General features: G+C 63.8%; 22 protein-coding genes. 7 read left to right on the plus strand and 15 right to left on the minus strand.

Annotated features, from left to right (window positions below; translation table 11 throughout):
* Positions 1-34 precede the first annotated feature (34 nt).
* Positions 35-505, minus strand: a complete 471-nt coding sequence (gene ybaK / locus PVE35_RS18835) for a Cys-tRNA(Pro) deacylase (RefSeq protein ID WP_277372665.1) — start codon at positions 503-505, stop codon at positions 35-37.
* A gap of 98 nt (positions 506-603) precedes the next feature.
* Between ybaK and PVE35_RS18840 the strand changes: the two genes are divergently transcribed.
* The 3 genes from PVE35_RS18840 to bfr all read left to right on the plus strand — a co-directional run bounded on the left by PVE35_RS18840 (position 604) and on the right by bfr (position 3,744).
* Positions 604-1,362 carry a DeoR family transcriptional regulator gene (locus tag PVE35_RS18840; protein ID WP_268178646.1) on the plus strand — a complete coding sequence of 253 codons (759 nt, stop codon included), beginning with the start codon at positions 604-606 and terminating at the stop codon, positions 1,360-1,362.
* A 120-nt stretch (positions 1,363-1,482) separates the two neighbouring features.
* Positions 1,483-3,009: a glycerol-3-phosphate dehydrogenase gene (glpD, locus tag PVE35_RS18845; protein WP_277372666.1), complete on the plus strand. Its 1,527-nt coding sequence runs from the start codon at positions 1,483-1,485 to the stop codon at positions 3,007-3,009.
* A 264-nt stretch (positions 3,010-3,273) separates the two neighbouring features.
* Positions 3,274-3,744 (plus strand): bacterioferritin, encoded by a 471-nt coding sequence (bfr, locus tag PVE35_RS18850; RefSeq protein ID WP_268178648.1) that lies wholly within the window; start codon positions 3,274-3,276, stop codon positions 3,742-3,744.
* Between the two features lie 128 nt (positions 3,745-3,872).
* On the opposite strand, the gene PVE35_RS18855 is transcribed toward bfr, so the two are convergent.
* Positions 3,873-6,941: an efflux RND transporter permease subunit gene (locus PVE35_RS18855; protein ID WP_277372668.1), complete on the minus strand. Its 3,069-nt coding sequence runs from the start codon at positions 6,939-6,941 to the stop codon at positions 3,873-3,875.
* Between the two features lie 4 nt (positions 6,942-6,945).
* Positions 6,946-8,049: an efflux RND transporter periplasmic adaptor subunit gene (locus PVE35_RS18860; RefSeq protein WP_277372669.1), complete on the minus strand. Its 1,104-nt coding sequence runs from the start codon at positions 8,047-8,049 to the stop codon at positions 6,946-6,948.
* Positions 8,050-8,140: 91 nt separating this feature from the next.
* On the opposite strand from PVE35_RS18860, the gene PVE35_RS18865 reads away from it, so the two are divergent.
* Positions 8,141-8,791 carry a TetR/AcrR family transcriptional regulator gene (locus PVE35_RS18865; RefSeq protein ID WP_268178651.1) on the plus strand — a complete coding sequence of 217 codons (651 nt, stop codon included), beginning with the start codon at positions 8,141-8,143 and terminating at the stop codon, positions 8,789-8,791.
* 18 nt (positions 8,792-8,809) lie between these two features.
* Here PVE35_RS18865 and PVE35_RS18870 read toward each other — a convergent pair whose 3' ends face one another.
* Entirely contained in the window at positions 8,810-9,589 is a 780-nt protein-coding gene (locus PVE35_RS18870) for a class I SAM-dependent methyltransferase (protein WP_277372670.1), read from the minus strand.
* Positions 9,590-9,695: 106 nt separating this feature from the next.
* On the opposite strand from PVE35_RS18870, the gene PVE35_RS18875 reads away from it, so the two are divergent.
* Positions 9,696-10,463, plus strand: a complete 768-nt coding sequence (locus PVE35_RS18875; protein ID WP_268178653.1) for a hypothetical protein — start codon at positions 9,696-9,698, stop codon at positions 10,461-10,463.
* Positions 10,464-11,020: 557 nt separating this feature from the next.
* On the opposite strand, the gene PVE35_RS18880 is transcribed toward PVE35_RS18875, so the two are convergent.
* The 7 genes from PVE35_RS18880 to ppc all read right to left on the minus strand — a co-directional run bounded on the left by PVE35_RS18880 (position 11,021) and on the right by ppc (position 18,309).
* Positions 11,021-11,722 (minus strand): extensin family protein, encoded by a 702-nt coding sequence (locus tag PVE35_RS18880; RefSeq protein WP_268178655.1) that lies wholly within the window; start codon positions 11,720-11,722, stop codon positions 11,021-11,023.
* 11 nt (positions 11,723-11,733) lie between these two features.
* Positions 11,734-12,603: a DUF72 domain-containing protein gene (locus PVE35_RS18885; RefSeq protein ID WP_277372671.1), complete on the minus strand. Its 870-nt coding sequence runs from the start codon at positions 12,601-12,603 to the stop codon at positions 11,734-11,736.
* A gap of 26 nt (positions 12,604-12,629) precedes the next feature.
* Complete coding sequence (locus PVE35_RS18890; protein WP_268178657.1) at positions 12,630-12,974, minus strand: hypothetical protein; 345 nt, start codon at positions 12,972-12,974, stop codon at positions 12,630-12,632.
* 113 nt (positions 12,975-13,087) lie between these two features.
* On the minus strand, positions 13,088-13,771 hold the full coding sequence (gene tsaB / locus PVE35_RS18895; RefSeq protein ID WP_277372672.1) for a tRNA (adenosine(37)-N6)-threonylcarbamoyltransferase complex dimerization subunit type 1 TsaB: 684 nt from the start codon (positions 13,769-13,771) through the stop codon (positions 13,088-13,090).
* Between the two features lie 102 nt (positions 13,772-13,873).
* Positions 13,874-14,653 carry a 5'-nucleotidase, lipoprotein e(P4) family gene (locus tag PVE35_RS18900; protein ID WP_277372673.1) on the minus strand — a complete coding sequence of 260 codons (780 nt, stop codon included), beginning with the start codon at positions 14,651-14,653 and terminating at the stop codon, positions 13,874-13,876.
* A 169-nt stretch (positions 14,654-14,822) separates the two neighbouring features.
* Positions 14,823-15,470: an adenylate kinase gene (adk, locus tag PVE35_RS18905; RefSeq protein WP_268178660.1), complete on the minus strand. Its 648-nt coding sequence runs from the start codon at positions 15,468-15,470 to the stop codon at positions 14,823-14,825.
* Between the two features lie 211 nt (positions 15,471-15,681).
* Positions 15,682-18,309, minus strand: a complete 2,628-nt coding sequence (ppc, locus tag PVE35_RS18910; protein ID WP_268178661.1) for a phosphoenolpyruvate carboxylase — start codon at positions 18,307-18,309, stop codon at positions 15,682-15,684.
* Between the two features lie 288 nt (positions 18,310-18,597).
* Here ppc and PVE35_RS18915 point away from each other — a divergent pair, with 288 nt between their 5' ends.
* Positions 18,598-19,011: a DUF4398 domain-containing protein gene (locus PVE35_RS18915; protein WP_268178662.1), complete on the plus strand. Its 414-nt coding sequence runs from the start codon at positions 18,598-18,600 to the stop codon at positions 19,009-19,011.
* Between the two features lie 48 nt (positions 19,012-19,059).
* Positions 19,060-19,845 (plus strand): OmpA family protein, encoded by a 786-nt coding sequence (locus PVE35_RS18920; protein WP_268178663.1) that lies wholly within the window; start codon positions 19,060-19,062, stop codon positions 19,843-19,845.
* Positions 19,846-20,823: 978 nt separating this feature from the next.
* Here PVE35_RS18920 and PVE35_RS18925 read toward each other — a convergent pair.
* The 4 genes from PVE35_RS18925 to PVE35_RS18940 all read right to left on the minus strand — a co-directional run bounded on the left by PVE35_RS18925 (position 20,824) and on the right by PVE35_RS18940 (position 24,158).
* Positions 20,824-21,147 carry a hypothetical protein gene (locus PVE35_RS18925; protein WP_268178664.1) on the minus strand — a complete coding sequence of 108 codons (324 nt, stop codon included), beginning with the start codon at positions 21,145-21,147 and terminating at the stop codon, positions 20,824-20,826.
* On the minus strand, positions 21,144-22,034 hold the full coding sequence (locus tag PVE35_RS18930) for an alpha/beta hydrolase (RefSeq protein ID WP_268178665.1): 891 nt from the start codon (positions 22,032-22,034) through the stop codon (positions 21,144-21,146). The genes PVE35_RS18925 and PVE35_RS18930 overlap by 4 nt, the downstream gene beginning before the upstream one ends.
* On the minus strand, positions 22,024-22,770 hold the full coding sequence (locus PVE35_RS18935; RefSeq protein ID WP_277372674.1) for a TIGR00266 family protein: 747 nt from the start codon (positions 22,768-22,770) through the stop codon (positions 22,024-22,026). The genes PVE35_RS18930 and PVE35_RS18935 overlap by 11 nt, the downstream gene beginning before the upstream one ends.
* A gap of 98 nt (positions 22,771-22,868) precedes the next feature.
* The gene (locus tag PVE35_RS18940; protein ID WP_268178667.1) at positions 22,869-24,158 is read right to left on the minus strand and encodes a flavohemoglobin expression-modulating QEGLA motif protein; all 1,290 of its coding nucleotides are present in this window, start codon (positions 24,156-24,158) and stop codon (positions 22,869-22,871) included.
* Positions 24,159-24,160 lie beyond the last annotated feature (2 nt).

Here is a 24,160-nt window from a genome sequence, read left to right on the forward strand (position 1 = left end):
GCTGTTCATGAATCGATCTAGGCGCGTCGGGTCGTCAGACCTTGCCGATGGCCGCGAAGTGCCCCTGGGTGTAATGCGCCAGCACCTCGGCCGAAAGCTCCAACTCCAAGCCACGCCGCCCGGCGCTGACGTGGATGCTCGCATGCTGACGTGCCGAGTTGTCGATGAAGGTGCGCAGGCGCTTCTTCTGGCCAAGCGGGCTGATGCCGCCCACCAGGTAACCGGTTGCCCGCTGCGCGGCGGCCGGGTCGGCCATATCGGCCTTCTTCACCCCGGCGGCGCTGGCCAGCGCCTTGAGATCGAGACTGCCGGTCACCGGCACCACCGCTACCAGCAACTCACCTTTCTCGGTCACCGCCAACAGCGTCTTGAACACCCGTTCCGGCGCCAGCCCCAGCTTTTCCGCCGCTTCCAGCCCATAGGAAGGAGCCTTGGGGTCATGCTGATAACTGAGCACACGGTGCTCGGCCTTGGCCTTCTTCAACAGATCGATCGCAGGAGTCATGTTCGGATGTGAAAATACAAAGAAAGATGCCTTACAGTAGCAGGCCGAAAACGCTCATCGCTACACCCTATAATGAGGAAACCTCACAGGAAGCGCTCATGAACCTCGCTCCCCGCCAGCACGACATCCTCAACCTCGCCCGCGAGCGCGGCTACGTCAGCATCGACGAACTGGCCCAGGCCTTCGCCGTGACGCCGCAGACCATCCGCCGCGACATCAACCAGCTTGCCGAACAGGGCCTGCTGCGCCGCACCCATGGCGGCGCCGCCTGCGAGGCCTCGAGCATTCAGAACACCGCCTACGGCATGCGTGCCGGGCAAATGCGCGACGAGAAGCAACGCATCGCCGAAGCCGTGGCGGCACAGATTCCCGACCATGCCTCGCTGTTCATCAACATCGGCACCACCACCGAGGCCATCGCCCGTGAATTGCAGAACCACAAGGGCCTGAAGATCATCACCAATAACCTGCACGTCGCCGCCCAGCTCAGCGCCAAGGCGGATTTCGAGGTGCTGGTGGCTGGCGGCACGGTGCGCGCCGATGGTGGCGTGGTCGGCCAGGCAGCGGTGGACTTCATCCAGCAGTTCAAGGTCGATTACGCCATCGTCGGCATCAGCGGCATCGACGAAGACGGCAGCCTGCTGGATTTCGACTATCAGGAAGTGCGCGTCTCCCAGGCCATCATCGACAACGCGCGGCAGGTCTTTCTCGCCGCCGACTCGAGCAAGTTCGGGCGTAACGCCGTGGTGCGCCTGGGTTCGATCAGCCTGGTCGACCGCGTGTTCACCGACAGTCAGCCCCCCGCTCCGGTGTTGCGCCTGCTGCAGGCCAACAAGGTGCACCTCGACCTGGTCTGAGACAGCAGGTCGACCGCTCGGCGCGAAAACGCACGAGCACCTGGCACGTATGCGCACATTCGACTAGAGTATGTTCGGAAACGAACATAACCCAGTCGATTTCATGCCGAGTGTGCCGCCATGCCCCATGATCATCTCGCCAGTCCTGTTGCCGAAGTCTATGACCTCGCCGTCGTCGGCGGCGGTATCAACGGGGCTGGCATCGCCGCCGATGCCGCCGGACGCGGCCTGTCCGTGTTCCTGTGCGAGAAGGACGACCTGGCCAGCCATACCTCCTCGGCCAGCAGCAAATTGATCCATGGCGGCCTGCGCTATCTCGAACATCATGAATTTCGCCTGGTGCGCGAAGCCCTGGCCGAGCGTGAAGTACTGCTGGCCAAGGCGCCGCACATTGTCAGCCCGATGCGCTTCGTACTGCCGCACCGCCCGCACCTGCGTCCGGCCTGGATGATCCGCGCCGGCCTGTTCCTTTATGATCACCTCGGCAAGCGTGAGCGCCTGCCGGCCTCGCGCAGCCTGCGTTTCGGCGCGGGCAGCCCGCTCAAGGCGGATATCACCCGCGGCTTCGAGTATTCCGACTGCTGGGTCGACGATGCCCGCCTGGTGGTGCTCAACGCCATGGCCGCACGGGAAAAAGGCGCGCATATCCATCCGCGCACCCGCTGCGTCAGCGCCCGCCGCAGCAAGGGCCTGTGGCACATCCATCTGGAGCGTGCCGATGGCAGCCTGTTCTCGATTCGCGCACGCGGCCTGGTCAATGCCGCCGGCCCCTGGGTGGCACGTCTGCTGCGCGAAGACCTCAAGCAGGAATCGCCCTACGGCATCCGCCTGATCCAGGGCAGCCATATCGTGGTGCCCAAGCTGTTCGACGGCGAGCAGGCCTACATCCTGCAGAACGAGGATCGCCGCATCGTCTTCGCCATCCCTTACCTGCAGCGTTTCACCCTGATCGGCACCACCGACCGCGAATACCAGGGCGATCCGGCCAAGGTGGCGATCAGCGAAGAAGAAACCGACTACCTGCTCAAGGTGGTCAACGACCACTTTCGCAAGCAGCTCGTGCGCGGCGACGTGCTGCACAGCTTCGCCGGTGTGCGCCCCCTGTGCGACGACGAATCCGATGAACCTTCGGCGATCACCCGCGACTACACCCTGTCGCTGGCCGGCGCCCCTGGAGAGGCACCCTTGCTCTCGGTGTTCGGCGGCAAGCTCACCACCTACCGCAAACTGGCGGAATCGGCGATGGCACTTCTACAGCCGAGCTTTCCGCGCATGGGGCCGAGCTGGACGGCCGGCGCCCCCCTGCCCGGTGGCGAGGACATGGATGACGTTGCCAGCCTCACCGAACAACTGTGCAAACGCCATGGCTGGCTGCCCGCACCGCTGGCCCAGCGCTGGGCCAACAGCTATGGCAGCCGGGTATGGCGCCTGCTCGAAGGGGTCAACAGCCTCACGGATCTGGGCGAACACCTGGGCGCCGGTCTTTACACCCGCGAAGTGGACTACCTGTGCCGCGAGGAATGGGCACGCAGCAGCAGCGACATCCTCTGGCGCCGCAGCAAGCTGGGGCTGTTCATGAGCAGCGCCCAGCAGCTACGCCTGCAACATTACCTGCAACAACACCATCCTTCGGCCTACGCGGCCTGAGCTCGCCTGCGGGCCTCGTCCAGAGGCTTGCAGCCAAGTTGCTAAAAATATTTTCACAGCATCTCGGCATTCCCGTGCCAAGGGGCTGCCGTCGTTTATTTTTTATTATTTGAATTCAAGCGCTTGGCGTCTCGATGCAGATTCTAAACATTCTTATTAAGTTTAATTTTCGTTTAAAATTCAAATAGTTAGGTTTGACAGAGGATTGATCAAGGCTGAAAATCCAGCCTTATCGACAACTCGACATGCCTTGCAGGAGCGCCCATGAAAGGTGACAAGAAAGTTATCCAGCATTTGAACAAGATCCTCGGTAATGAGCTGGTCGCCATCAACCAGTACTTCCTGCATGCGCGCATGTACGAAGATTGGGGCCTGAAGAAGCTCGGCGAGCATGAGTACCACGAGTCCATCGACGAGATGAAGCATGCGGACAAGCTGATCAAGCGCATCCTCTTTCTCGAAGGCATTCCCAACCTGCAGGATCTGGGCAAGATCCTGATCGGTGAGAACACCAAGGAAATGCTCGAGTGCGACCTGAAGATCGAGCACAAGGCCCATGCCGACCTCAAGGCGGCCATCGCCTACTGCGAAAGCGCCGGCGACTACGCCAGCCGCGATCTGCTGGAAGACATCCTGGAGTCCGAGGAAGAGCATATCGACTGGCTGGAAACCCAGCTCGGCCTGATCGAAGCGGTCGGCCTGCAGAACTACCTGCAGTCGCAGATGGACGAATAAGTCTTATCCGCTGCAATGAACAAACGGGAGCCAGTGGCTCCCGTTTTTTATGGCGCTTTCCCAGCAGTCCGGCTTCGCAGGCTGCGCCGTGCGCATCGCCCCCGCCTTATTGGTGCTCACGGCGCACCCTACATTTCCCGCTCCTTGACCCTGAACCAGGCGGCGTAGAGGGCCGGCAGGAACAGCAGGGTCAGCGCCGTGGCGACGATCAGCCCGCCCATGATGGCCACCGCCATGGGCCCGAAGAACACGCTGCGCGACAGCGGGATCATCGCCAGCACCGCCGCCAGGGCGGTCAACACGATGGGGCGGAAGCGCCGCACCGTGGCCTCGATGATGGCATGCCAGCGATCCAGCCCATGACTGATGTCCTGCTCGATCTGGTCGACCAGGATCACCGAGTTGCGCATGATCATGCCGGCCAGGGCGATGGTGCCGAGCATGGCGACGAAGCCGAACGGCTGGCGGAAGATCAGCAGGAACAGGGTCACCCCGATCAGCCCCAGCGGCGCGGTGAGAAACACCATGGCCGAGCGCGAGAAGCTGCGTAGCTGCAGCATCAGCAGGGTCAGCACCACCACGATGAACAGCGGCATACCGGCGTTGACCGACTTCTGTCCACGAGCCGAATCTTCCACCGTGCCCCCCACTTCCAGCAGGTAACCGCTGGGCAGCTCGGCGCGGATCGGTTCCAGGGTCGGCAGTATCTGCGCCGTCAGGCTGGCCGGCTGCTCCTTGCCATAGACATCGGCACGCACGGTAACGGTCGGCAGACGATTACGGTGCCAGATGATGCCTTCCTCGAAGCCATACTCCAGCGTCGCCACCTGTGACAGCGCCACGCTCTGGCCGCTGTCGGTGGGCACCGCCAGACTCGGCAACTGGCTGAGCGCCGTGCGCTCCTCCGGCGTGCCACGCTGCAGGATCTCGATCAGCTCGTTGTCCTCGCGGTATTGGCTGACGCTGGTGCCGGACAGCGAACCACGCAGGAAGCGCGACAGGTCCGAGGTGTTGACCCCCAGCGCCCGGGCGCGATCCTGATCGATATCGAGGATCACCACCTTGCTCGGCTCCTGCCAGTCCAGGTGTACGTTGGCCACGTGTGGATTTTCCCGCACCTTGTCCGCCACCTGGCGCGCCAGCGCACGCACCTCGTCGATATGCTCACCACTGACCCGGAACTGCACCGGATAGCCCACCGGTGGGCCATTTTCCAGGCGGCTGACGCGGCTGCGCAGGCTGGGGAACTCGTCACCCATCACCTCGATCAGCCAGGTGCGCAGGCGCTCGCGCTCCTCGATGCTGGAGGCCAGCACGACGAACTGGGCGAAGCTGGCGGCAGGCAACTGCTGATCCAGCGGCAGATAGAAGCGCGGCGAACCACTGCCCACGTAAGCCACGTAGTTGTCGATGCCGGATTGGCTCTGCAGCATCTTCTCCAGGCGTTTGACCTCGGCTTCGGTAGCCTTCAGCGAAGCGCCCTCCTCCAGCTTGATGTCCACCATCAGCTCCAGCCGCCCGGAGGCCGGGAAGAACTGCTGCGGCACGAAGCGAAACAGCAGGATGGAGGCCACGAACAAACCCAACGTCAGCACGATCACCGTCTTGCGCCGGCGCACGCACCACTCCACCAGCCCTCGCACCCGCCGGTAGAAGGGCGTGGCATAGGGGTCGTGCGCACCATCGCCGCCATGCTTGGCCGCATGCAGCTTGGCCAGATCCGGCAGCAGCTTGTCGCCCAGATAGGGGACGAACATCACCGCGGCGATCCACGAGGCCACCAGGGAGATCACCACCACCTGGAAGATCGAGCGGGTGTATTCGCCGGTGCCCGATTGCGCCGTGGCGATGGGCAGAAAACCGGCCGCCGTGATCAGGGTCCCGGTGAGCATGGGAAAGGCGGTGCTGGTCCAGGCGAAACTGGCCGCCTTGAAGCGGTCATAGCCCTGCTCCATCTTGATCGCCATCATCTCCACCGCGATGATCGCATCGTCCACCAGCAACCCCAGGCCGAGCACCAGCGCGCCGAGGGAAATCTTGTGCAGGCCGATCCCCAAGTAGTACATGGCGGCGAAGGTCATCGCCAGCACCAGCGGAATCACCAGCGCCACCACCAGGCCGGTACGCAGGCCGAGGGAGAAGAAGCTGACCAGCAGGACGATGGTCAGGGCCTCCACCAGCACCTTGACGAACTCGCCCACACCGGCTTTCACCGCTGCCGGCTGATCCGACACCTTGCGCAGCTCCATGCCCAGCGGCAAAGTCTGCTGCAGGCGAGCGAACTCACCCTCCAGTGCCTTGCCCAGCACCAGGATGTCGCCGCCGTCCTTCATCGATACGGCAATGCCGATGGCATCCTCACCCATGAAGCGCATGCGCGGTGCAGGCGGGTCGTTGAAGCCGCGTTTGACCTCCGCCACGTCGCTGATACGGAAGGTGCGATCGCCCACGCGGATGGGGAAACTGCGAATCTCCTCCACCGACTCGAAGCGCCCCGTGACGCGAAGCTGAATGCGCTCGCTGGCGGTCTCGAAGAAGCCGGCAGGCGCCACCGCATTCTGCGCTTCCAGCGCCTGCTGCACCGCCGCCAGGGGCAGGCCCAGGGTAGCCAGCTTGGTGTTGGACAGTTCGATCCAGATCTTCTCGTCCTGCAGGCCGACCAGCTCCACCTTGCCCACGTCCTTGACCCGCTGCAATTGCAACTGGATGCGGTCGGCATAATCTTTGAGCACTGCGTAATCGAAGCCACTGCCGGTCAGCGCGTAGATGTTGCCGAAGGTGGTGCCGAATTCATCGTTGAAGAATGGCCCCTGGATGCCGACTGGCAGGGTATGGCGGATATCGCTGATCTTCTTGCGCACCTGATACCAAAGCTCGGGAATCTCGGCGCTGCGCATCGAGTCGCGGGCCATAAAGGTAACCTGCGACTCCCCCGGCCGCGAGAAACTGACGATGCGGTCGTACTCGCCGGTTTCCATCAGTTTCTTCTCGATACGCTCGGTGACCTGACGTGCCACCTCTTCGGCACTGGCACCCGGCCAGTTGGTGCGAATCACCATGGCCTTGAACGTGAAGGGTGGATCCTCGCTCTGCCCCAGCTTGGTGTAGGAAATACCACCGACTATGGCCAGCAGCAGCATGATATAGAGCACGATCTCGCGGTGGCGCAACGCCCAGGCAGACAGGTTGAAGCTCATCGGCTTACTCCTTGGCGGCCATGTCGACGTTGCGATTGTCACGATCGACCGGGCGTACCTGCTGCCCCTCACGCAGCATGTGCACGCCGGCAGCCACGACCCAGTCGCTGGCGCTCAGCCCTTCGAGCACCGGCACCTGGTTGTCACCATAGGCGCCCACACGCACCGCCCGCCGTTCCACCTTGTGCTCGGCAGATGTGACCACCCAGACGAAGGGCTGATCCTGCTCGGCGCTCAGGGCAGACAGCGGCACGGCCAGCGGCACCAAGCCGTCGCTGGCGATGAACACCCGCGCACTCTGGCCCAGTTCGGCTGGTATATCGCCTTCAGCGAAGGCCACTCGCGCGGCGAAGGTACGCGACTGCGGATCGGCCGCCGGTGCCATCTCGCGAATGCGCCCGGGGAAGCGCCGCCCCGGCTGTGACCACAGCTCCACCTCGACGCTCTGGCCGAGCTGGAAGCGGCCGAAATTATGCTCGGGCAGGCTGATCGCCACTTCACGCTCACCATCGGCTGCCAGAGTGAACACGCCCTGCCCGGCCGCCACCACCTGCCCGACTTCGAGCATGCGCCGCGCGATCACCCCGTCCTGCGGAGCGCGCAGCACGGTGTAGTCGGTCTGATTGCGCGCCACATCGTATTCGGCCCGCACCTGCTTGAGTCGCGCTTCGGCAGAACGGAACTGGTTGTCGAGATTGTCGTATTGCGAGCGGCTGACCAGGTTGCGTGCCAGCAACGCCTTGTAACGTTCACGCTCGGCACGCAGGGTCTGCAGATTGGCCTCGGCCGCCGCCACCTGGGCCCGTGAGGCCTGCAGTTGCAGACGCACATCCTGCGGATCCAGTTCGGCCAGTGGCTGATCGCGCTTGACCCGATCCCCGACGTCCACCAGGCGCTTGCTCACCTTGCCAGCGATACGGAAAGCCAGTTCAGGCTCCAGGCGGGCGCGTACCTCCCCTGGGTAGCTGTCGACCAGGGCGGCGGCTGGCTGGGGGTGTACTACCATGGCAGGGCGGATGGACAGCTCGTTCTGCTCGCCGTTACCACAGGCAGAAAGCAGGACGGAAAGACCCAGGGACGCAAGGAGTGCGATGACATGGCGGGACATGATGACGACCTTTCAAAGAAGGTTTGGAATATTTGTACTGCCGAGTATAGTAGAAATAGCAAACTCACCAGTCCAGTATTAAAAGCCATCAATGCCTGACAAGTTGTTACAGCCTTCCGGCCCCGGCCGCCCCAAGGATCCCGCCAAGCGCCGCGCCATTCTCGACGCTGCCAAGACGCTGTTCCTGCGCCATGGCTACGACGGCAGCAGCATGGATGCCATCGCCAACGAAGCCGGGGTTTCCAAGCTCACGGTGTACAACCATTTCACCGACAAGGAGACGCTGTTCTCCGCTGCGATCAAGGCCAAGTGCGAAGAGCAACTGCCCGAGCTGTTGTTCAAGCTGCCGGATGACGTGCCGCTGGAAAAACAGCTACTCGAGATTGGCCGTGGCTTCCTCGCGCTGGTCAACAGCCGCGAGTCGGTAGAAATGCATCGCATGATGGTCAACCTGGCCAGCCAGGGCTCGAAGCTGGCGCAGATGTTCTACGAAGCCGGCCCCCTGCGCATTCAGGAAGAGATGGAACTGTTGCTGGGCAAAGCCGCACAGCGCGGTCTGCTGGCCATCGACGACCCGCAACGCGCGGCCGATCATTTCTTCTGTCTGCTCAAGGGCGGCGCGCATTTCCGCCTGCTGATCGGTTGTGGCGAACCGCTGCAAGGCAAGGCCGCCGAGCTGCACATGAACGACGCGGTGCAGCTCTTCCTGCGCGCCTATCGGCCAGGATCCGGCGCGCAGTAACGAGACGCCATTCGAGACTCAGGCTTCCAGCTTCTTCTTCGGATAGATGTCATAACGGCTGGATTTACCTTCCAGCACATAGCCTGGCTTGCTGCCCTCGATGGCCGGCGCCTTGCGCGGGCGCTTGACCACCACCCGATGACTGGCCAGGGCCAGGGCGGCCTGCAGCAATGCCGGGGCATCCAGATCATCGCCGACGAAGGGACGGAACAGGCGCATCTCCTTCTTCACCAGGGCGCTCTTGTCGCGGTGCGGGAACATCGGGTCTAGGTAGATCACCTGCGGCGCCTCCCCCTGCCAGGCCTGCATCAGTTCGATGGCATTGCCGGTGAGTAGGCGCATGCGCGCTACGATGGGCGCCACCTCGAGATTCAGGGCGGCACGCTGCAGGCCGTCTTCCAGCAAGGCCGCGACCAGCGGCTGACGCTCGATCAGGGTCATCTCGCAACCGAGGCTGGCGAGAACGAAGGCATCGCGGCCGAGCCCGGCCGTGGCATCGAGCGTGCGCGGGCGAATGCCCGGCTGCAGCCCCACGGCCTTGGCGATCATCTGCCCGCTGCCACCGCCGAACTGACGGCGATGCGCCGCCGCCCCCTCGACGAAGTCCACACGCACCGGCCCTGGCGCCTTGTCGCCGATCTCCACCAATTGCAACCCTTCTTCACCCAGTTGCAGGGCGTATTCGCTGTCACCGCTCTGCGCCAGGCCCAGGCGTGTGGCCCACTGCGCGGCCGCTGCGGCGTACTGGGGATGCAAGGCGTGCATGCGGATGCTGGCGTTGTGCCGCTCGTCGGTCATTGGCTCATTCTGCTCAAGAATCACTCAAAGCATCGGCGACTCGGCCGATATCGAAGAGGTGACATTCTGCCAGAGCCGGCCAACGACAGCCGCATCGAGTGTGATCATGTTTGACGCTCTCTCCGCTCCACGCCCCAGCAGCCTCCCTGCCAGCCCGCGCCCAGCGGACGATACGCTCGACAGCGCCACGCGCGAGTCCGTCGATTACCAGATACTGCGCCGTACCCTGGGTATCGAAGATCAGCAGACGCCTGGCGACATCACCCGCGAGCTGCGTCAGAAGGACGAGCCGCCAGCCGTGTCCAGCGCTGCCGAGGCGCTCAGCCAGGCCGTGGTCGAGCAGCGCGGCCTGGAGCTGGAGGTCAGGGTCGAGCAGACACCCCAACAGGTCGACCCGCTGGTGCTGGATCTGGCGGGCAATGGTTTCTCCACCAGTGGCCTGGATCGCCCGCTACGTTTCGACCTTGATGCCGATGGCCGCCAGGATTCGATCAGCGCCCCTGTCGGCGACGACGCCTTGTTGGCCCTGGATCGCAATGGCAACGGGCACATCGATGACGGCCGCGAGCTGTTCGGCGACCAGCACGGCGCAGCCAACGGTTTTGCCGAGCTAGCCCGCTTCGACGACAACGGCGATGGCCGTATCGATACCGCCGATGCCATGTTCGACAGGCTGCGCCTGCTGCGTTTCGATGCTCAGGGTCGACAACAACTGCAGACACTGGGCGAGGCCGGCGTCAGCGCCATCGACCTGCGTCCACGGAATGTGAATATCGCCCTCGGTGCTTACGATCAGATCGCCCAGTTGGGCCAGTTCGAGTTCGCCGATGGGCGCAGCGGCCAGGCGGCCGACCTGCTGTTGGCCAAGCGCTAGTCGCGCCACATCGACATGCGCGTAGGGTGCGCCATGCGCTCCGGGAATGCCGCAGCACTTGCCGAGCACGCAAGCCCCCTAGCAGGCCGTTGAAAAACGTAGGCGAAGACTGCAGGGATGCAGGAGGTAGAGCAACGCAGGAAGCCAAAGCCGAGTTAGTTTTTTAGGTGCTTCGCGGAATCTCGGGGAAATCAGTATTGATACCGGACTGGCAAGTTTGTGTTGGCTTGCTGGTTGTTCTTGTGTCTGTTCCAGTTTGCCGCGTTTTTGCTGATGTTTTTGGTTTCGCCCTCCCGGGCGAGTCACTTTTGGGGCAAAAGTAACCAAAACCTCCGCCCTTTCATCCGGCCCTGGCGTAGCCAGGGCCGGATGGCGGGGCCTTTTTGCCTTCTTTTGTGGCGTTTGACAAAAGAAGGTCGCCGGGGGGCGAAACAGGAGCTATCAACTAAACGCCGATAAGCAGCTTGAACACCGAAAACAACACACAAACTTGCCAGTCCGGTCTCAACCACGCATTCCCCCTGAAAATGCGATGAACCAGTTCTTAGAGGTGCCCGCTAGCGGCACATCCGCCACATGCCCATGTCCACGTGAAAATGATCACGGTGGGCGGCGTTGTAGTCCGGCCCCAGGGTGATGTTGAAGCTGTCGCAGGCTGCCTCATGAACCCGGCGCAGAAAGCGTGCCTTGTCGCCCTGCCCCGACCAGTCGTGCAGCACGCTGATGCGTCGGCCATCGCGCAGGCGGAAGCCGACGATGTCCAACGCGTTGGCGTAGGAGTGCTGGCTGGGCCGTTGGCTGCCGGCGATGCTGCGGCAGGCGAAGCTGCCGATATGCTCCAGGCGCGCTACCGGCTGGCCGAACACCTCACGCGCGGCAGGCTGCAGACCATGGCGCTCGAACAGGGCGAAACTCACGGCCAGGGGACAGGTAGCCATGAAACTGCTGTTCAGGCCGATGCCGGCGCCCTGAATGCGCACGGCGTTTTCCACCGGGCACCCAGGCCGCGGCGTGCTATCGCCCAGGCGGGTGAAGCGCAGGTCGGAGCTGGCCAGGGCCTGATCACACAAGGCGCGATCCTCTTTCAGACGCCAGAGCTTGAAGCCGGTCAGCAGGTTAGGCGCCTCACGCACGTCCAGGGGTGCCCAGGGATTGAAACGCGGCGCTACCTCCAACCAGCCGCGCCATAACGCTAGCAGCACGAGAGCACTCGACAGCAGTGCAAGCAGAAACAAACGACCGATCTTCCCTGTTCGCATGAGCGCTCCCGTCATAACAGCCCGAGCTGCTCCAGCTCCGGCTCGGTGTGCAATGCCGGCAACTCGGCCAGACCGGGCAGGCGTTGGCTCAACTGCTCATGAAAACGTCGCGCCAGCTCCGGCGCCAAACGGTTGTCCGAGGTATGGGCGAAGACATATGGACGCAATCCCTGCTCGATCCAGCCGGCCACCTTGTCCAACCAGGGCTGCATGAAAGGGTCGTTGGCCAGCAGCTCCGGGTGGCCGATGAAACGCAGTTGCGGACTGCCGCTGAAGGCCGTGGGGCGGGTCGGCAGGCGCGGCTTCTTGGCCTGGGCATGCAGCACCGCTGGCGTCTGCTCGGTGCAGCTAAACAGCGCCCGTGAATCCAGGCAGATACGCTCGATACCACGTGCTTGCAGCAGGCGATTGAGTGCTCGCTCGGCCTCGCCCTTGGCGAAGAACTCCGGGTGGCGCACCTCGATGGCCAGCGCCGTATCGCCCCAGGCCTCGATGAACGCCGCCAGCTCGGCCAGGCGCGGCGGCCCGAAGCTGGCTGGCAGTTGCAACCAGTAAGGCGCCACCCGCTCGCCCAGTGGTGCCAGCAACTGGCGAAAATCCGCGCTGGCTTCGAGTTGCAGGCAGAGATCGTCGCTGTGGCTGATATCGCGCGGCAGCTTGGCGCAGAAGCGAAAGTTCGTCGGCATGGCAAGTGCCCAGCGCGCCACGGTCTGTTCGCTGGGGCGGGCATAGAAGGTGGTGTTGCCCTCGACGGCATTGAAGACCTGGGTGTAGCGGGCAAGAAAATCCACCGGCCGGGTGTCGGCGGGATAGAGCGTGGCGCGCCAGGCGGCCTCACTCCAGGACGGACAGCCGAGGAAATAGGGGAGCGCCGCAGTCATGCCAGCCGGAAGCGCATCGCAGACGCTCAGGCGTAGAGGTCGAGCCCGAGCACTTCCTGCGCGTCGGATTCGTTGGCATAGGTGGCGGTGGTGCTGTAGCTGGCCAACGCTTGGGCGACGCGGTCGCTGAGACGCGGCTGGGCGTAGGTGGCGCTCTGCTCACGGCTCGGCAGGCTGTCGCTGTTGGCGCTACTGGCCTGCACGCGACGAATCTGCGGCTGCTGTTCCAGCCCCTGGCTGCTCGACGGTGCCGCCGGTTGCTCACGCTGAACCTCGATCTCCCGCTGCGCCTCGCGATAGGGCGTGACCGCGGTGCCCGAACGGGGGCCACGATCTGGCGAGTAGGAAGGTAGGTAACCGTCGATGCGCATCTAGGAAGTGCTCGGGGGCTCGGCTGAACAGTGGGCAATGCTGGCAATGTAGCGGTGAGTGCCGGCCTTGGCAAATGCCAAGGGGATCTTGACGCCAGGCATCCGACCAGTTGTCATGCCGGCGGTGCTTTCGGCGTGGCCACCTGGTCCCGCAGGTACACCGGCTGCGCCTGATCGGCTGGCAACGCTTCGCCGCGCGCCCAGGCGAAACGCGCCAGGCTCAACAGGTCTTCGGCATGGGGCAGCAGGCTGCCATCCTGGGCCGAAGGCTGCAGGGCGATACGTGCGGCATGGGTGCCCCAGCCGGTGCCTGCACCGAACCAGTCGGCGCTGATCCCGCGCGGCGCCTCGGCCTGCTCCGGCTGCAGCACCGCCTCCTGGCCGAGCAGGCGCATCTCGCCCTGCTCTTCGCCATAGCAGCCCCAGTACACCTCATCCATGCGCGCATCGATGGCCGCCGCCACATGCCGTGCGCCCTGCTCACGAAAAGCGCGCTGCGCCAGCACGGCCAGGTTGGATACCGGCAATACGGGGCGGTCGAGGGCGAAGGCCAGCCCCTGCACCACGCCTATGGCGATGCGCACCCCGGTGAAGGCCCCCGGGCCACGGCCGAAGGCGATGGCATCGAGGGCGTTAGCGGCAATACCAGCCTCGCCCAGCAACTGCTGGATCATCGGCAGCAGACGCTGCGCGTGCAGGCGCGGCGCCACTTCGTAGTGACTGAGCACGCGCCCCTGGTGCAACAGGGCAACGGAGCAGGCTTCGGTGGCGGTATCCAGGGCCAGGAGAGTGGTCATCGGTTTCGTATGGCTGCAGAAAAAGAGCCGGCATTAGACCGGCTCGGCGTTTTCCAGCCCGCAGGGCGTGAGCGGCAGCCACAGACGGCTGTCGGCCAGGCGTTACCAGGGCTGAATTTCCATCTTGGCGTCCCAGGGTTTGAGCGGTGCCTTGGACCAGGTGCCATAGCCCGCGTTGGGGAAAACGATCCACTCGGTGCCCCATTTGCCGGTCTCTTCGGCGACGGTCTTGCGTTGCGCGTCGAGCGGCGTCTTGCGAAAACGCGCATCGAAATCGTGCAGGGTGTCACCGAGCAGCAGCACGATCTGGTGATCGGCGCTGACCAGGGCACGGCGCTCCACCTTGGGCGGGCCAAGCAGCAGCACGCTGTCTGCGGACACCTGCGGCAAGCCCAGTCTCTTCAGGGTGGCCAGGGTGTAGGACTTCTGTTCGTCGGAACGATCGGAGATGTAGCGGATGGTCACACCCAGCTTGTCGGCATGCTCGAGGAATTGCTTCGCGCCGGGAATCAGCGCCGGCGTGCCTTCACGCTCCCAGGGCAGCCAGGTGTCCCAGGCGTCGTACTGGTGACAGTTGCTCAGGTCGCGCGCCAGCAGCGCGCTGTTGTCGATCACGGTTTCGTCCAGGTCGGTGACGATGGCCAGCTTGGACGGATCTTTGGCGGCCGCCACGGCCTTGTCCAGCTTCTCCGTAGCGATGTTGTAGGCCTGCAGTTGCAGTGCCTGGATCTCCGCCGACTGCTGCTGGAAACGCAGGCCCATGGTGAATTCGGCCACGGCGCAATCCGGCTTGGCAGCTTCGTCGGCCTGCACGCTAGCCAGGCTCAGCAGCGATATGGCCAGTCCTAGCCAGATAGGACGACCTTTGCATGTCTCGCTCATCGAATGTCCTCTTTCAGGGGGAAGATGACCCAGGCCCATATACCCAAGGGTCGAAGGATCAGCGTAGCGAGGCTCAGCGATACGGGCCAGGCCGGCATGCGCAACAGAAACGACAAAGGCCCGAAACGGGCCTTTGCGCAAGGGAGCTTGCTCCCCCTGGGAGCCGGACTCAGGCCAAGGCGGCGAGGGTCTTCTCGGTGATCTGCTCGACGCTGCCGACACCCGGAACGTGGGTGTATTTGGGCGTGCCGGTTTCGGCGGCGAGCTTCTGGTAGAAGTCCACCAGCGGCTTGGTCTGCGAATGGTAGACGGACAGGCGATGACGCACGGTCTCTTCCTTGTCGTCTTCACGCTGCACCAGCTCCTCGCCGGTGACGTCGTCCTTGCCAGCCACTTTCGGCGGGTTGTATTCGGTGTGGTAGACGCGGCCGGAAGCCGGGTGCACACGGCGACCGGACAGGCGCTTGACGATCTCTTCGTCGTCCACGGCGATCTCCACCACGTGATCCAGAGCGACGCCAGCGTCACGCAGGGCTTCGGCCTGCGGAATGGTGCGCGGGAAGCCATCGAAGAGGAAGCCATTGGCGCAATCGGGCTGAGCGATGCGCTCCTTCACCAGGTTGATGATCAGGTCATCGGAGACCAGACCGCCGGCATCCATCACGCTCTTGGCCTTGAGCCCCAGCTCGGTACCGGCCTTGACCGCTGCGCGCAGCATGTCGCCGGTGGAGATTTGCGGAATACCGAACTTCTCGGTGATGTAGCGAGCCTGGGTACCTTTGCCGGCACCGGGCGCCCCCAGCAGAATCACGCGCATCGATGTGCTCCTCAAGATTTGTGTAGTGATCGTCGGACTCGCCTCGTGGGGCCAATCTCTGGAAAGGTCTGCGGCAGCCGTAGCGGCCAAAAGGCTGCCCAAGATACACAGCGCTCCGTTGCTGCACAAGCAGCCAAAAGTCGGATAAATCCCCTACTCCTGGCGGCATGAAGCGGCCGTTACCCACCTCGCACAGCCTGCTTTCACACCTTCAGCCAGTGTTACGCAAGCCGGCGGCAATGCCTGCCACGCTGACCAGCAGCGCCTGCTCCAGAGGGCTCTCCGGCGCTTGTTCGCGCTGCCGGCAACGGGCCAGCAACTCGGCCTGCAGGACGTGCAGCGGGTCGAGATAGGTGTTGCGCACGCTGATCGACTGCAGGGTCTGCGGGCTATGGGCGAGCAGCCTGGACTGGCTGGTCACTTCGAGTACGGCGGAGCAGGCCTGCGACAATAGGTCGCGTAATTGCGCGCCCAGCGGGCGCAGGTTCGCCTCCACCAGACGCTGGTCATACAGCTCGGCGATGGCCAGATCGGCCTTGGTCAGCACCATTTCCAGCATGTCGATGCGGGTGCGGAAGAACGGCCAGCGCTCGCGCATCTCCCTCAGCAGATCGCCCTCGCCCTGGCTCAACGCCTGCCCCAGGGCACGTTCCCAGCCGAGCCAGGCCGGCAGCATCAGACGGGTCTGCGTCCAGGCGAAGATCCACGGGATGGCACGCAGGCTTTCCACGCCGCCGGCACGCCGCTTGGCCGGACGACTACCCAGCGGCAAGCGCCCGAGTTCCTGCTCCGGCGTGGCCTGGTGGAAATAGTCGACGAACTGCGGATGCTCGCGCACCACGCTGCGGTAAGCCGTCACGCCATCCTCGGCCAGACGATCCATCATCGCCCGCCAGGCGGGTTCCGGCGCCGGTGGTGGCAACAGCGTCGCTTCCAGCACGGCAGCCAGGTAGAGGTTGAGGTTGTGCACCGCGATATCCGGCAGGCCGAACTTGAAGCGGATCATTTCCCCCTGCTCGGTGGTGCGGAAGCGCCCCGCCACCGAGCCCGGCGGTTGCGACAGGATCGCCGCGTGAGCCGGGCCGCCGCCACGCCCCACGGTGCCACCGCGGCCATGGAACAGCAGCAGCTCGACCTGATGCTCGCGGCACAGGCGCACCAGTTCCTCCTGCGCCCGATACTGCGCCCAGGCCGCCGCCGTGGTGCCGGCATCCTTGGCCGAGTCGGAGTAGCCGATCATCACTTCCTGCGGGCCATGCAGGCGTGCACGGTAGCCGGGCAACTGCAGCAGGCGGTCGATCACCGGGCCGGCGTGATCCAGGTCGGTGAGGGTCTCGAACAGGGGTACCACACGCATCGGCCGGCGCAACCCGGCCTCCTTGAGCAGCAGTTGCACCGCCAGCACGTCGGAGGCGGCGCCAGCCATGGAAATCACGTAGGAGCCCAGCGAGGCAGCCGGTGCAACCGCCACCTCGCGGCAGGTGGCGAGCACTTCGGCGGTGTCCGCACTGGGTCGGTAGTCGCTCGGCAGCAAGGGCCGGCGACTGCCCAGTTCGCGTTGCAGGAAGGTCAGGCGGGTGTCCTCGTCCCACTCGGCATAACGCCCCAGGCCGAGGTATTCGGTGATCTCGGACATCGCTGCGGCATGCCGCGCGGCATCCTGGCGCACGTCCAGACGCACCAGGAACAGACCGAAGGTGGCGGCGCGGCGCAGGCAGTCGAGCAAGGGGCCATCGGCGATCACGCCCATGCCGCACTCGTGCAGCGAGTGGTAGCAAAGCTGCAAGGGCTCCAGCAGTTCCTGGTTGTCATGCAGCACCGCATTGGGCGCCGGCACCTCGGCAGCCAGCGAGTCATGCGCCCACTGACGGGTGGCGCGCAGGCGCTCGCGTACCTGCTTGAGCAAGGCCCGATAAGGCTCGGCGACATCGCCGACCCGGGCCTTCAAGGCCGCGCTGGCCTGCTGCATGGAGAGTTCGGCAGCCAGGCTGTCGACATCGCGCAGATAAAGGTCGGCCGCCATCCAGCGCGCCAGCAGCAGCACTTCGCGGGTGACGCTGGCGGTGACGTTGGGATTGCCGTCGCGGTCGCCGCCCATCCACGAGGCGAAGCGAATCGGCGCCGCGCTCAGCGGCAGGCGCAGGCCGGTGGCAGCCTGCAGGCTGCGATCGACGCCACGCAGGAATTGCGGCACGGCATGCCACAGCGAATGCTCGATGACGGCGAAGCCCCACTTCGCCTCGTCCACCGGGGTCGGCCGGCTACGGCGAATCTCCTCGGTGTGCCAGGCCTCGGCGATCAGCCGGCGCAGGCGCTCGACCACGGCCTCGCGTTCACGTGGCAACAGGTCGTCATGATCCAGCGCCGCCAGTTGCGCGGCGATGGCATCGTATTTCTGGATCAGGGTACGCCGCGCCACTTCGGTGGGGTGCGCGGTGAGCACCAGTTCGATGTCCAGCCGGGCGAGTTGCCGGGCCAGCTCGTCGGCATCCTGGCCGGCGCCGCACAAACGCGCCAGCAGCTCATCGAGCACCACGGCCTCGAACGGCTCCTCTTCATCCGCTCGGCGGCGCCGCACCTGATGTTGCTGCTCGGCGATGTTGGCCAGGTTGAGGAACTGGTTGAAGGCCCGCGCCACCGGTAACAACTCCTCTTCGCCGAGCCCGGCCAGGGTCGCCCCCAGGCGCTCCGAGTCGCCACTGCGATCGGCCTTGGCACTGTGGCGGATGGCTTCGATCTTCTCGACGAAGGCATCACCATGCTGTTGACGAATGGTTTCGCCGAGCAGCTCGCCCAGCAGATGCACGTCCTTGCGCAAGCGCAGATCGATATCGGTCATCAGGCCTTCCCCCGCCGGTGGCAACGATTGCTTCACAGAGTGGCCCAGTCAACGCCGTCTTTTCAAGGCTTTGCCGTATGACCATGGGCCTGAAGGGCTCGATACGAGCGCAGAAAAATGACCAACCGGTCAGACAGAAATCCCCAATCACATTGCCATCTTTTTTGAACTCTCGCGCGAACGCCTCAGTCAGTAAAGACAGGTCGCCGCATTGAATTGCCGTGAATCTCGCGCACTGCGGCCCAGGCCGAACGTCTCGAACTTCATCGTTCACAGGAGTGCTGAAAAATGGATTCAACCCTCACCAAGACCCTCGATGTGAAAGGTTCTGCCACGCCCCTGCGTGGTTTCAAACTGGCCGCCCTGCTACTCGGCAGCAGCCTGCTCCTGGCGGGTTGTGCCGGCAATCCCCCCAGCGAGCAATACGCCGTATCGGAGTCGGCGGTGAATTCGGCGGTCAGCGCCGGTGCGACCGAGTTCGCACCTGTGGAGATGAAGGCCGCGCAGGACAAACTCAAGGAAGCCGAGTTCGCCATGCATGACGAAGACTACGAGAAGGCACGTCGTCTGGCCGAACAGGCCGAATGGGATGCCCGCGTTGCCGAGCGCAAGGCGCAGGCCGCCAAGGCTGAGCGCGCCCTGCAAGATGCCCGTCAAGGGATTCAAGAGCTGCGTGAGGAAGGCATGCGCAACGCCCAGTAATGGGCTTGTCGACGCCTCCATTCACCGACTGATCAAAGGATGAACGCCATGCGTAAACACATCATGCTTCCCACCCTGCTGGCCCTGAGCATCGGCTTGGTGGCCTGCGCCAACCAGCCCAACCCCAATCTGGAGTCGGCACGTAGCAATTTTTCCACGCTGCAGAGCGATCCGCAGGCCAATCGCCTGGCCGCGCTGGAGACCAAGGAAGCCAAGGAATGGCTGGACAAGGCCGACAAGGCCTACCTGGACGACGCGGACAAGCAGAAGGTCGACCAATTGGCCTACCTGACCAACCAACGGGTGGAAGTAGCCAAGCAGACCATTGCCCTGCGCGAGGCCGAAGCTGAGCTGCAGAACACCTCGTCGCAACGCGCCCAGGCCCTGCTGGACGCCCGCGATGCGCAGATCCGCAAGTTGCAGGACAAGCTCAACGCCAAGCAGACCGAGCGCGGCACTCTGGTGACCTTCGGTGACGTGCTGTTCGACTTCAACAAGGCCGAGCTCAAGAGCAGTGCCTACCCGAGCATCACCCAACTGGCGCAGTTCCTTCAGGAGAACCCGGAGCGCAAGGTGATAGTCGAGGGCTACACCGATAACGTCGGCTCGGCCACCTATAACCTGGGCCTGTCCGAACGCCGCGCCAACGCGGTGCGCATGGCCTTGGTGCGTGCGGGTGTCGACCCGTCGCGTATCGTCGCCCAGGGGTATGGCAAGGAGTATCCGGTGGCGGACAACAGCACCGATTCCGGTCGGGCGCAGAACCGTCGGGTGGAGGTCACCATCTCCAACGACAACCAGCCGGTGGTACCGCGTTCGGCCAGTGGGGCCTGATCCCCTCCCCGCTGTGGCAGAAACCCGCCTCATGGCGGGTTTCTTTTGATTCATCGTATTTTCAGGGGGAATGCCTGGTTGACACCAGACTGGCAAGTTTGTGTGATCTTGCCGTCTTGTGTGGGTGTTCTGGACGCCGCTTTGGGTGTTTTCAGAGATTCCAGGTTTCGCCCCCTCGGGCGACTCACTTTTCTTTGAAATGCGCAAAGAAAAGTAAGCAAAAGAAACGCACCCCCGCCATCCGGGTCTCGCTGCGCTCGACTTCCCTCACTCCGGCATCGCTCCGGGGTCGGCGTACATGGGCCATCCCTGGCCCATTACGCCTCTCGTGGCATCCATGCCACTCGCCCCCTGCGCAATGCCTACGTTCGGCCTCCTGAAGGGGGCATTTGCGCGCCTGAACGAACTGGCATTCCAAGGTACGCCTGGCGTGTTCTGGTAGCTCTGGAGCCGCGACTGCGTCGTCGAGTTAAACCAAAACTTTCATTCGCGTAGTTTCATTCTCCCGGATAGCTTGCCGGCTTTCAGCCGGCATCCCGGTCAGCCCTAGGGCTGACACATGTACAAGCACTGCGCACTACTTCTGGGTTACCTCGCGTTCAGGCGCGTGCAGAGCCCGCCCAGGAGGGCGAACGGAATCGTCGTGGAAGAGGTCGAGCGACATGGATGTCGCGAGAGCCGCGATGGGCCAGGGATGGCCCACCGTGGCGGGCCTCTGGAGCGGCGATGGAGTGAGCGAACCCTCGCGCAGCGAGGGCCGGATGACCGGGCGGAGGGTTTTGGTTACTTTTGCCCGTCAAAAGTGACTCGCCCGGGAGGGCGAAACCAAAAACATCAGCAAAAACGCGGCAATTCGGAACAGACACGAGAATAACTCACACCGTATTGCCAGTCCGGTATCAATACTAATTTTCCCGAGATTCCGCGAAGAACCTTTCTTTTTACCCCTGCCAGGGGGCCTGAACGCCCTGCGCCGCCTTACTGCTCCAGCGCTGGCGTTTCCTGCCCCAGGCAACGTACGGCCTGCTTCTTGCTGTCCACCAATACACCAGTCAGGCCCTTCTGCTGGGTGTCGAACAGCACCAGCACGCCATCGACACACTGCGCCACCTGGTCGGCAGGCTTGAGCGACACCTTGTAATCCTCCCCCGGGATGGTCTTGAGCATGGTGAACTCCGACAGCAACAGCGCGTCCTCAGGCTTGGCGAAATGCAGATAGCCGTAGTACCAGAGCACGCCGATGGTGCCGACGATGCTGGCCACGCCGGTGAGGATCATGGGGATGGGATCACGTTCTTTCATTGCGAGGTCTCGGAAACGGAAGCGGGAGGAATGGGCGAGTCGACTAAGGCCAGTGGGTCTTGCAGAAAGGTCAGCAGCACCTGGCGCCAGGCATCCTCGGCGAAGGTCTGCACGTGCCCACCACGGGTTTCAATGAAGCGACGTGGCGAGCGGGCCGCCTGGTTCAGGCGCTCGCCATTGGAAAACGCCACGACCTCGTCGTCAAGGCTGTGGAAGATCAGCAATGGCAAGGGCTCGAGCTGGGCGATGGAAGCAATGGCGCTGTCGCCGTCCGGCACCAGCCAGGACAGCGGCACCTGCAACGGCCAGGTCAGCCAGGATTGGCTCAGCACGTCACGCGCCACATCGCGATAACTGGCCGGCACGCCGTCGAGCACCAGCCCGTGCAGCCGCGCTCGACGCTCGGGATGCAGGGCCAGATAATGCACGGCCAGGGCGCCGCCCAGGCTCTGCCCGAGCAGCGTCAAGGGTTTACCCTGCGTCTCGGGCGCCTGATCCAGCCAGGCGAACGCGGCGTCGATATCCTGATACACCGCCGGCAGGCGCGGCACCCCTTCGGACAGGCCATAACCCCGGTAATCGAGCATCAGCACCTGATAGCCCTGCTCCGGTAGCCAGTAGGTGCCGCCCAGGTGCCAGGCCAGATTGCCGCCATTGCCATGCAGATGCAGCACGGTGCCTTTGACGGCCACACCCGGCTTGGCCGGCAACCACCAGGCATGCAGACGCGTGCCATCGGCGGCGCGCAGTTCGATATCGCGATACTCCAGGCCAGCCCGCTCGGGAGTGAAAGGCAGCCCTGGCTCGGGGTAGAACAGCAGCCCGCTACACCCGCCCAGCCATAGGCTGACGATCAGCAGGCTCAGTGCGCGCAGCCTACTTGCCACCCGCACGCACCTCTTCGCGGGCTTGCACGGTTGCCGCGTAGACCCGCTCGGCCAGGCGCGAGAAAGGCAGGCTCTGGATCCACACCGTACCCGTGCCCTTGAGCGTGGCCAGCAGCAGGCCCTCCCCACCAAAGAGCATGCTGCGGAGGCCACCGGCCAGAGCGATGTCGTAATCGAGACCGTCGCTGAAGGCCACCAGGCAGCCGGTATCCAGACGCAGAGTCTCGCCGTTCAGCTCCTTGCGGATCACCGTGCCGCCGGCATGCACGAAGGCCAGGCCATCGCCTTCGAGCTTCTGCAGGATGAAGCCTTCGCCGCCGAAGAAACCGGCGCCGATGCGCTTGGCGAAGCTGATGCCGATGCGCGTGCCATAGGCGGCGCAGAGAAAGGCGTCCTTCTGGCAGATCAGCCGGCCGCCAACCTGGGCCAGGTCGATGGGCACCACGGTGCCGGGATAAGGCGCGGCGAAGGCGACCCGCGCCTGCGTCTTGCCGGCATTGCTGAAGTGGGTCATGAACAGCGACTCGCCGGTTAGCATGCGCTTGCCGGCACTCCACAGCTTGCCGAGCAGGCCGCTGGACGAGCCATCGCCCATGCGCGTCTCGAAGCGCACGCCCTCGGTCATGTAGTTCATCGCCCCGGCTTCGGCGACCACCGTCTCGTCAGGGTCGAGAATGATCTCCACCGATTGGGCGGAGCTGCCGAGAATTTCGTATTCGAGTTGATGGCTGGGCATGGGGAACCTTCGGTTAGCGGCAAGCTTCAAGCCACAAGCGGCAAGTTGATCGAGCAAACCGCCTGCCGCTTGCAGCTTGCAGCTTGCAGCTTGCAGCTTTAAAGAATATTGGCGTAGTCCGCTTCGATGCGATCCAGGCTCAAATGGTTGAGGAAGTTGGAGAAGCACATCCAGGCCGACAGCGCGTTCATGTCCTGGAACTGCGGCGGCAGATACTTGGGCGGCAGCACCAGGCCCTCATCCACCAGTTTGCGCAGGGTGCGCATGTCTTCCAGGGTGGTCTTGCCGCAGAACAGCAGCGGAATCTGCTCCAGCTTGCCCTTGCGCACCGCCAACTGAATGTAGTTGTAAATCAGGATGAAGCCCTTGAGATAGGACAGGTCCTTGGTGAAGGGCAAACCGTTGGGCAAGGCGCCACGGAATACCCGGCTGGCGTTGCTGTAGCTGCCCTCCTGCCCATAACCCTGCTCGCGGAAGAACTCGAATACCTCGATGAAATCCGCGCCCTCCTCCGCCATGTGGATGGCACGGGTGCGGTTGGTCAGCTTGCGCAGGCGCGTCGGGTAGGAGGCGAAGGCGATCACTTCCATGAGGATGGCCAGGCCTTCCTGGGTCACGGTGGACGAAGGCGGCCCCTTGGCCAGGAAGGTGCAGATCGGCTGATTGAGGCCATTGAGCGTGGTGCCGACGTGCACCAGCCCTTCATGCACTTCCAGGGCCTTGACGTCACGCTCGTTGAAGCGCGCGTCGCTGCGGATCTTGATGTAATCGGCGCCCGCCGCGGCATCGGCGAGAATGCCGTCGGACTCCAGCACGCGCACGGTATCGTCGCCGAACACCCCAGCCAGGCGCTGCTGCAGGATGTTCACCGCATCGCCCGCACCGAGGGTCTTGGGCTCGTCTTCCAGATCGCCACGGGTGGCGATGTTGTTGAGGTAGTCCGAGAGCATCAGACCGAGGTCAGCCAGGGTTGGATCACCGGCATGGAAGGCATCGGAGGCTGCGCCGTAGAGTTCCTGGCTGATCAGGCCGAAGTCTTCGGTGCCGCGCGCTTCGAGCATGCGGATGACCATGCGGTATTCCTTGCACATGCGCCGCATGATCTGCCCGACCGGGTTGAACTGGCCGAGCTGGCGGGTGATGTCGCGCTCGATGTTCTGGAATTCCAGCTTCTTGGCCTGGGCATCGAAGGCCAGTGGTCGGCTCAGGTAATAGTCGCGATCCACGGCGGGCAATACCTTGCCCTTGGCCTTGAGGAAGGCGTCGCGGATGCCATCGTCCCACTTCACCGCATCCAGCACGCGGATCGGCGTCTGCGCCTCGACGATACGGTCGCTCAAGGCGCGAATGCAGAGTTGATAGTCGTCCAGTTTCTGCTGGCTGTTCATTG

The sequence above is a fragment of the Pseudomonas sp. AA-38 genome (assembly GCF_029457475.1).
Taxonomy (GTDB): domain Bacteria; phylum Pseudomonadota; class Gammaproteobacteria; order Pseudomonadales; family Pseudomonadaceae; genus Aquipseudomonas.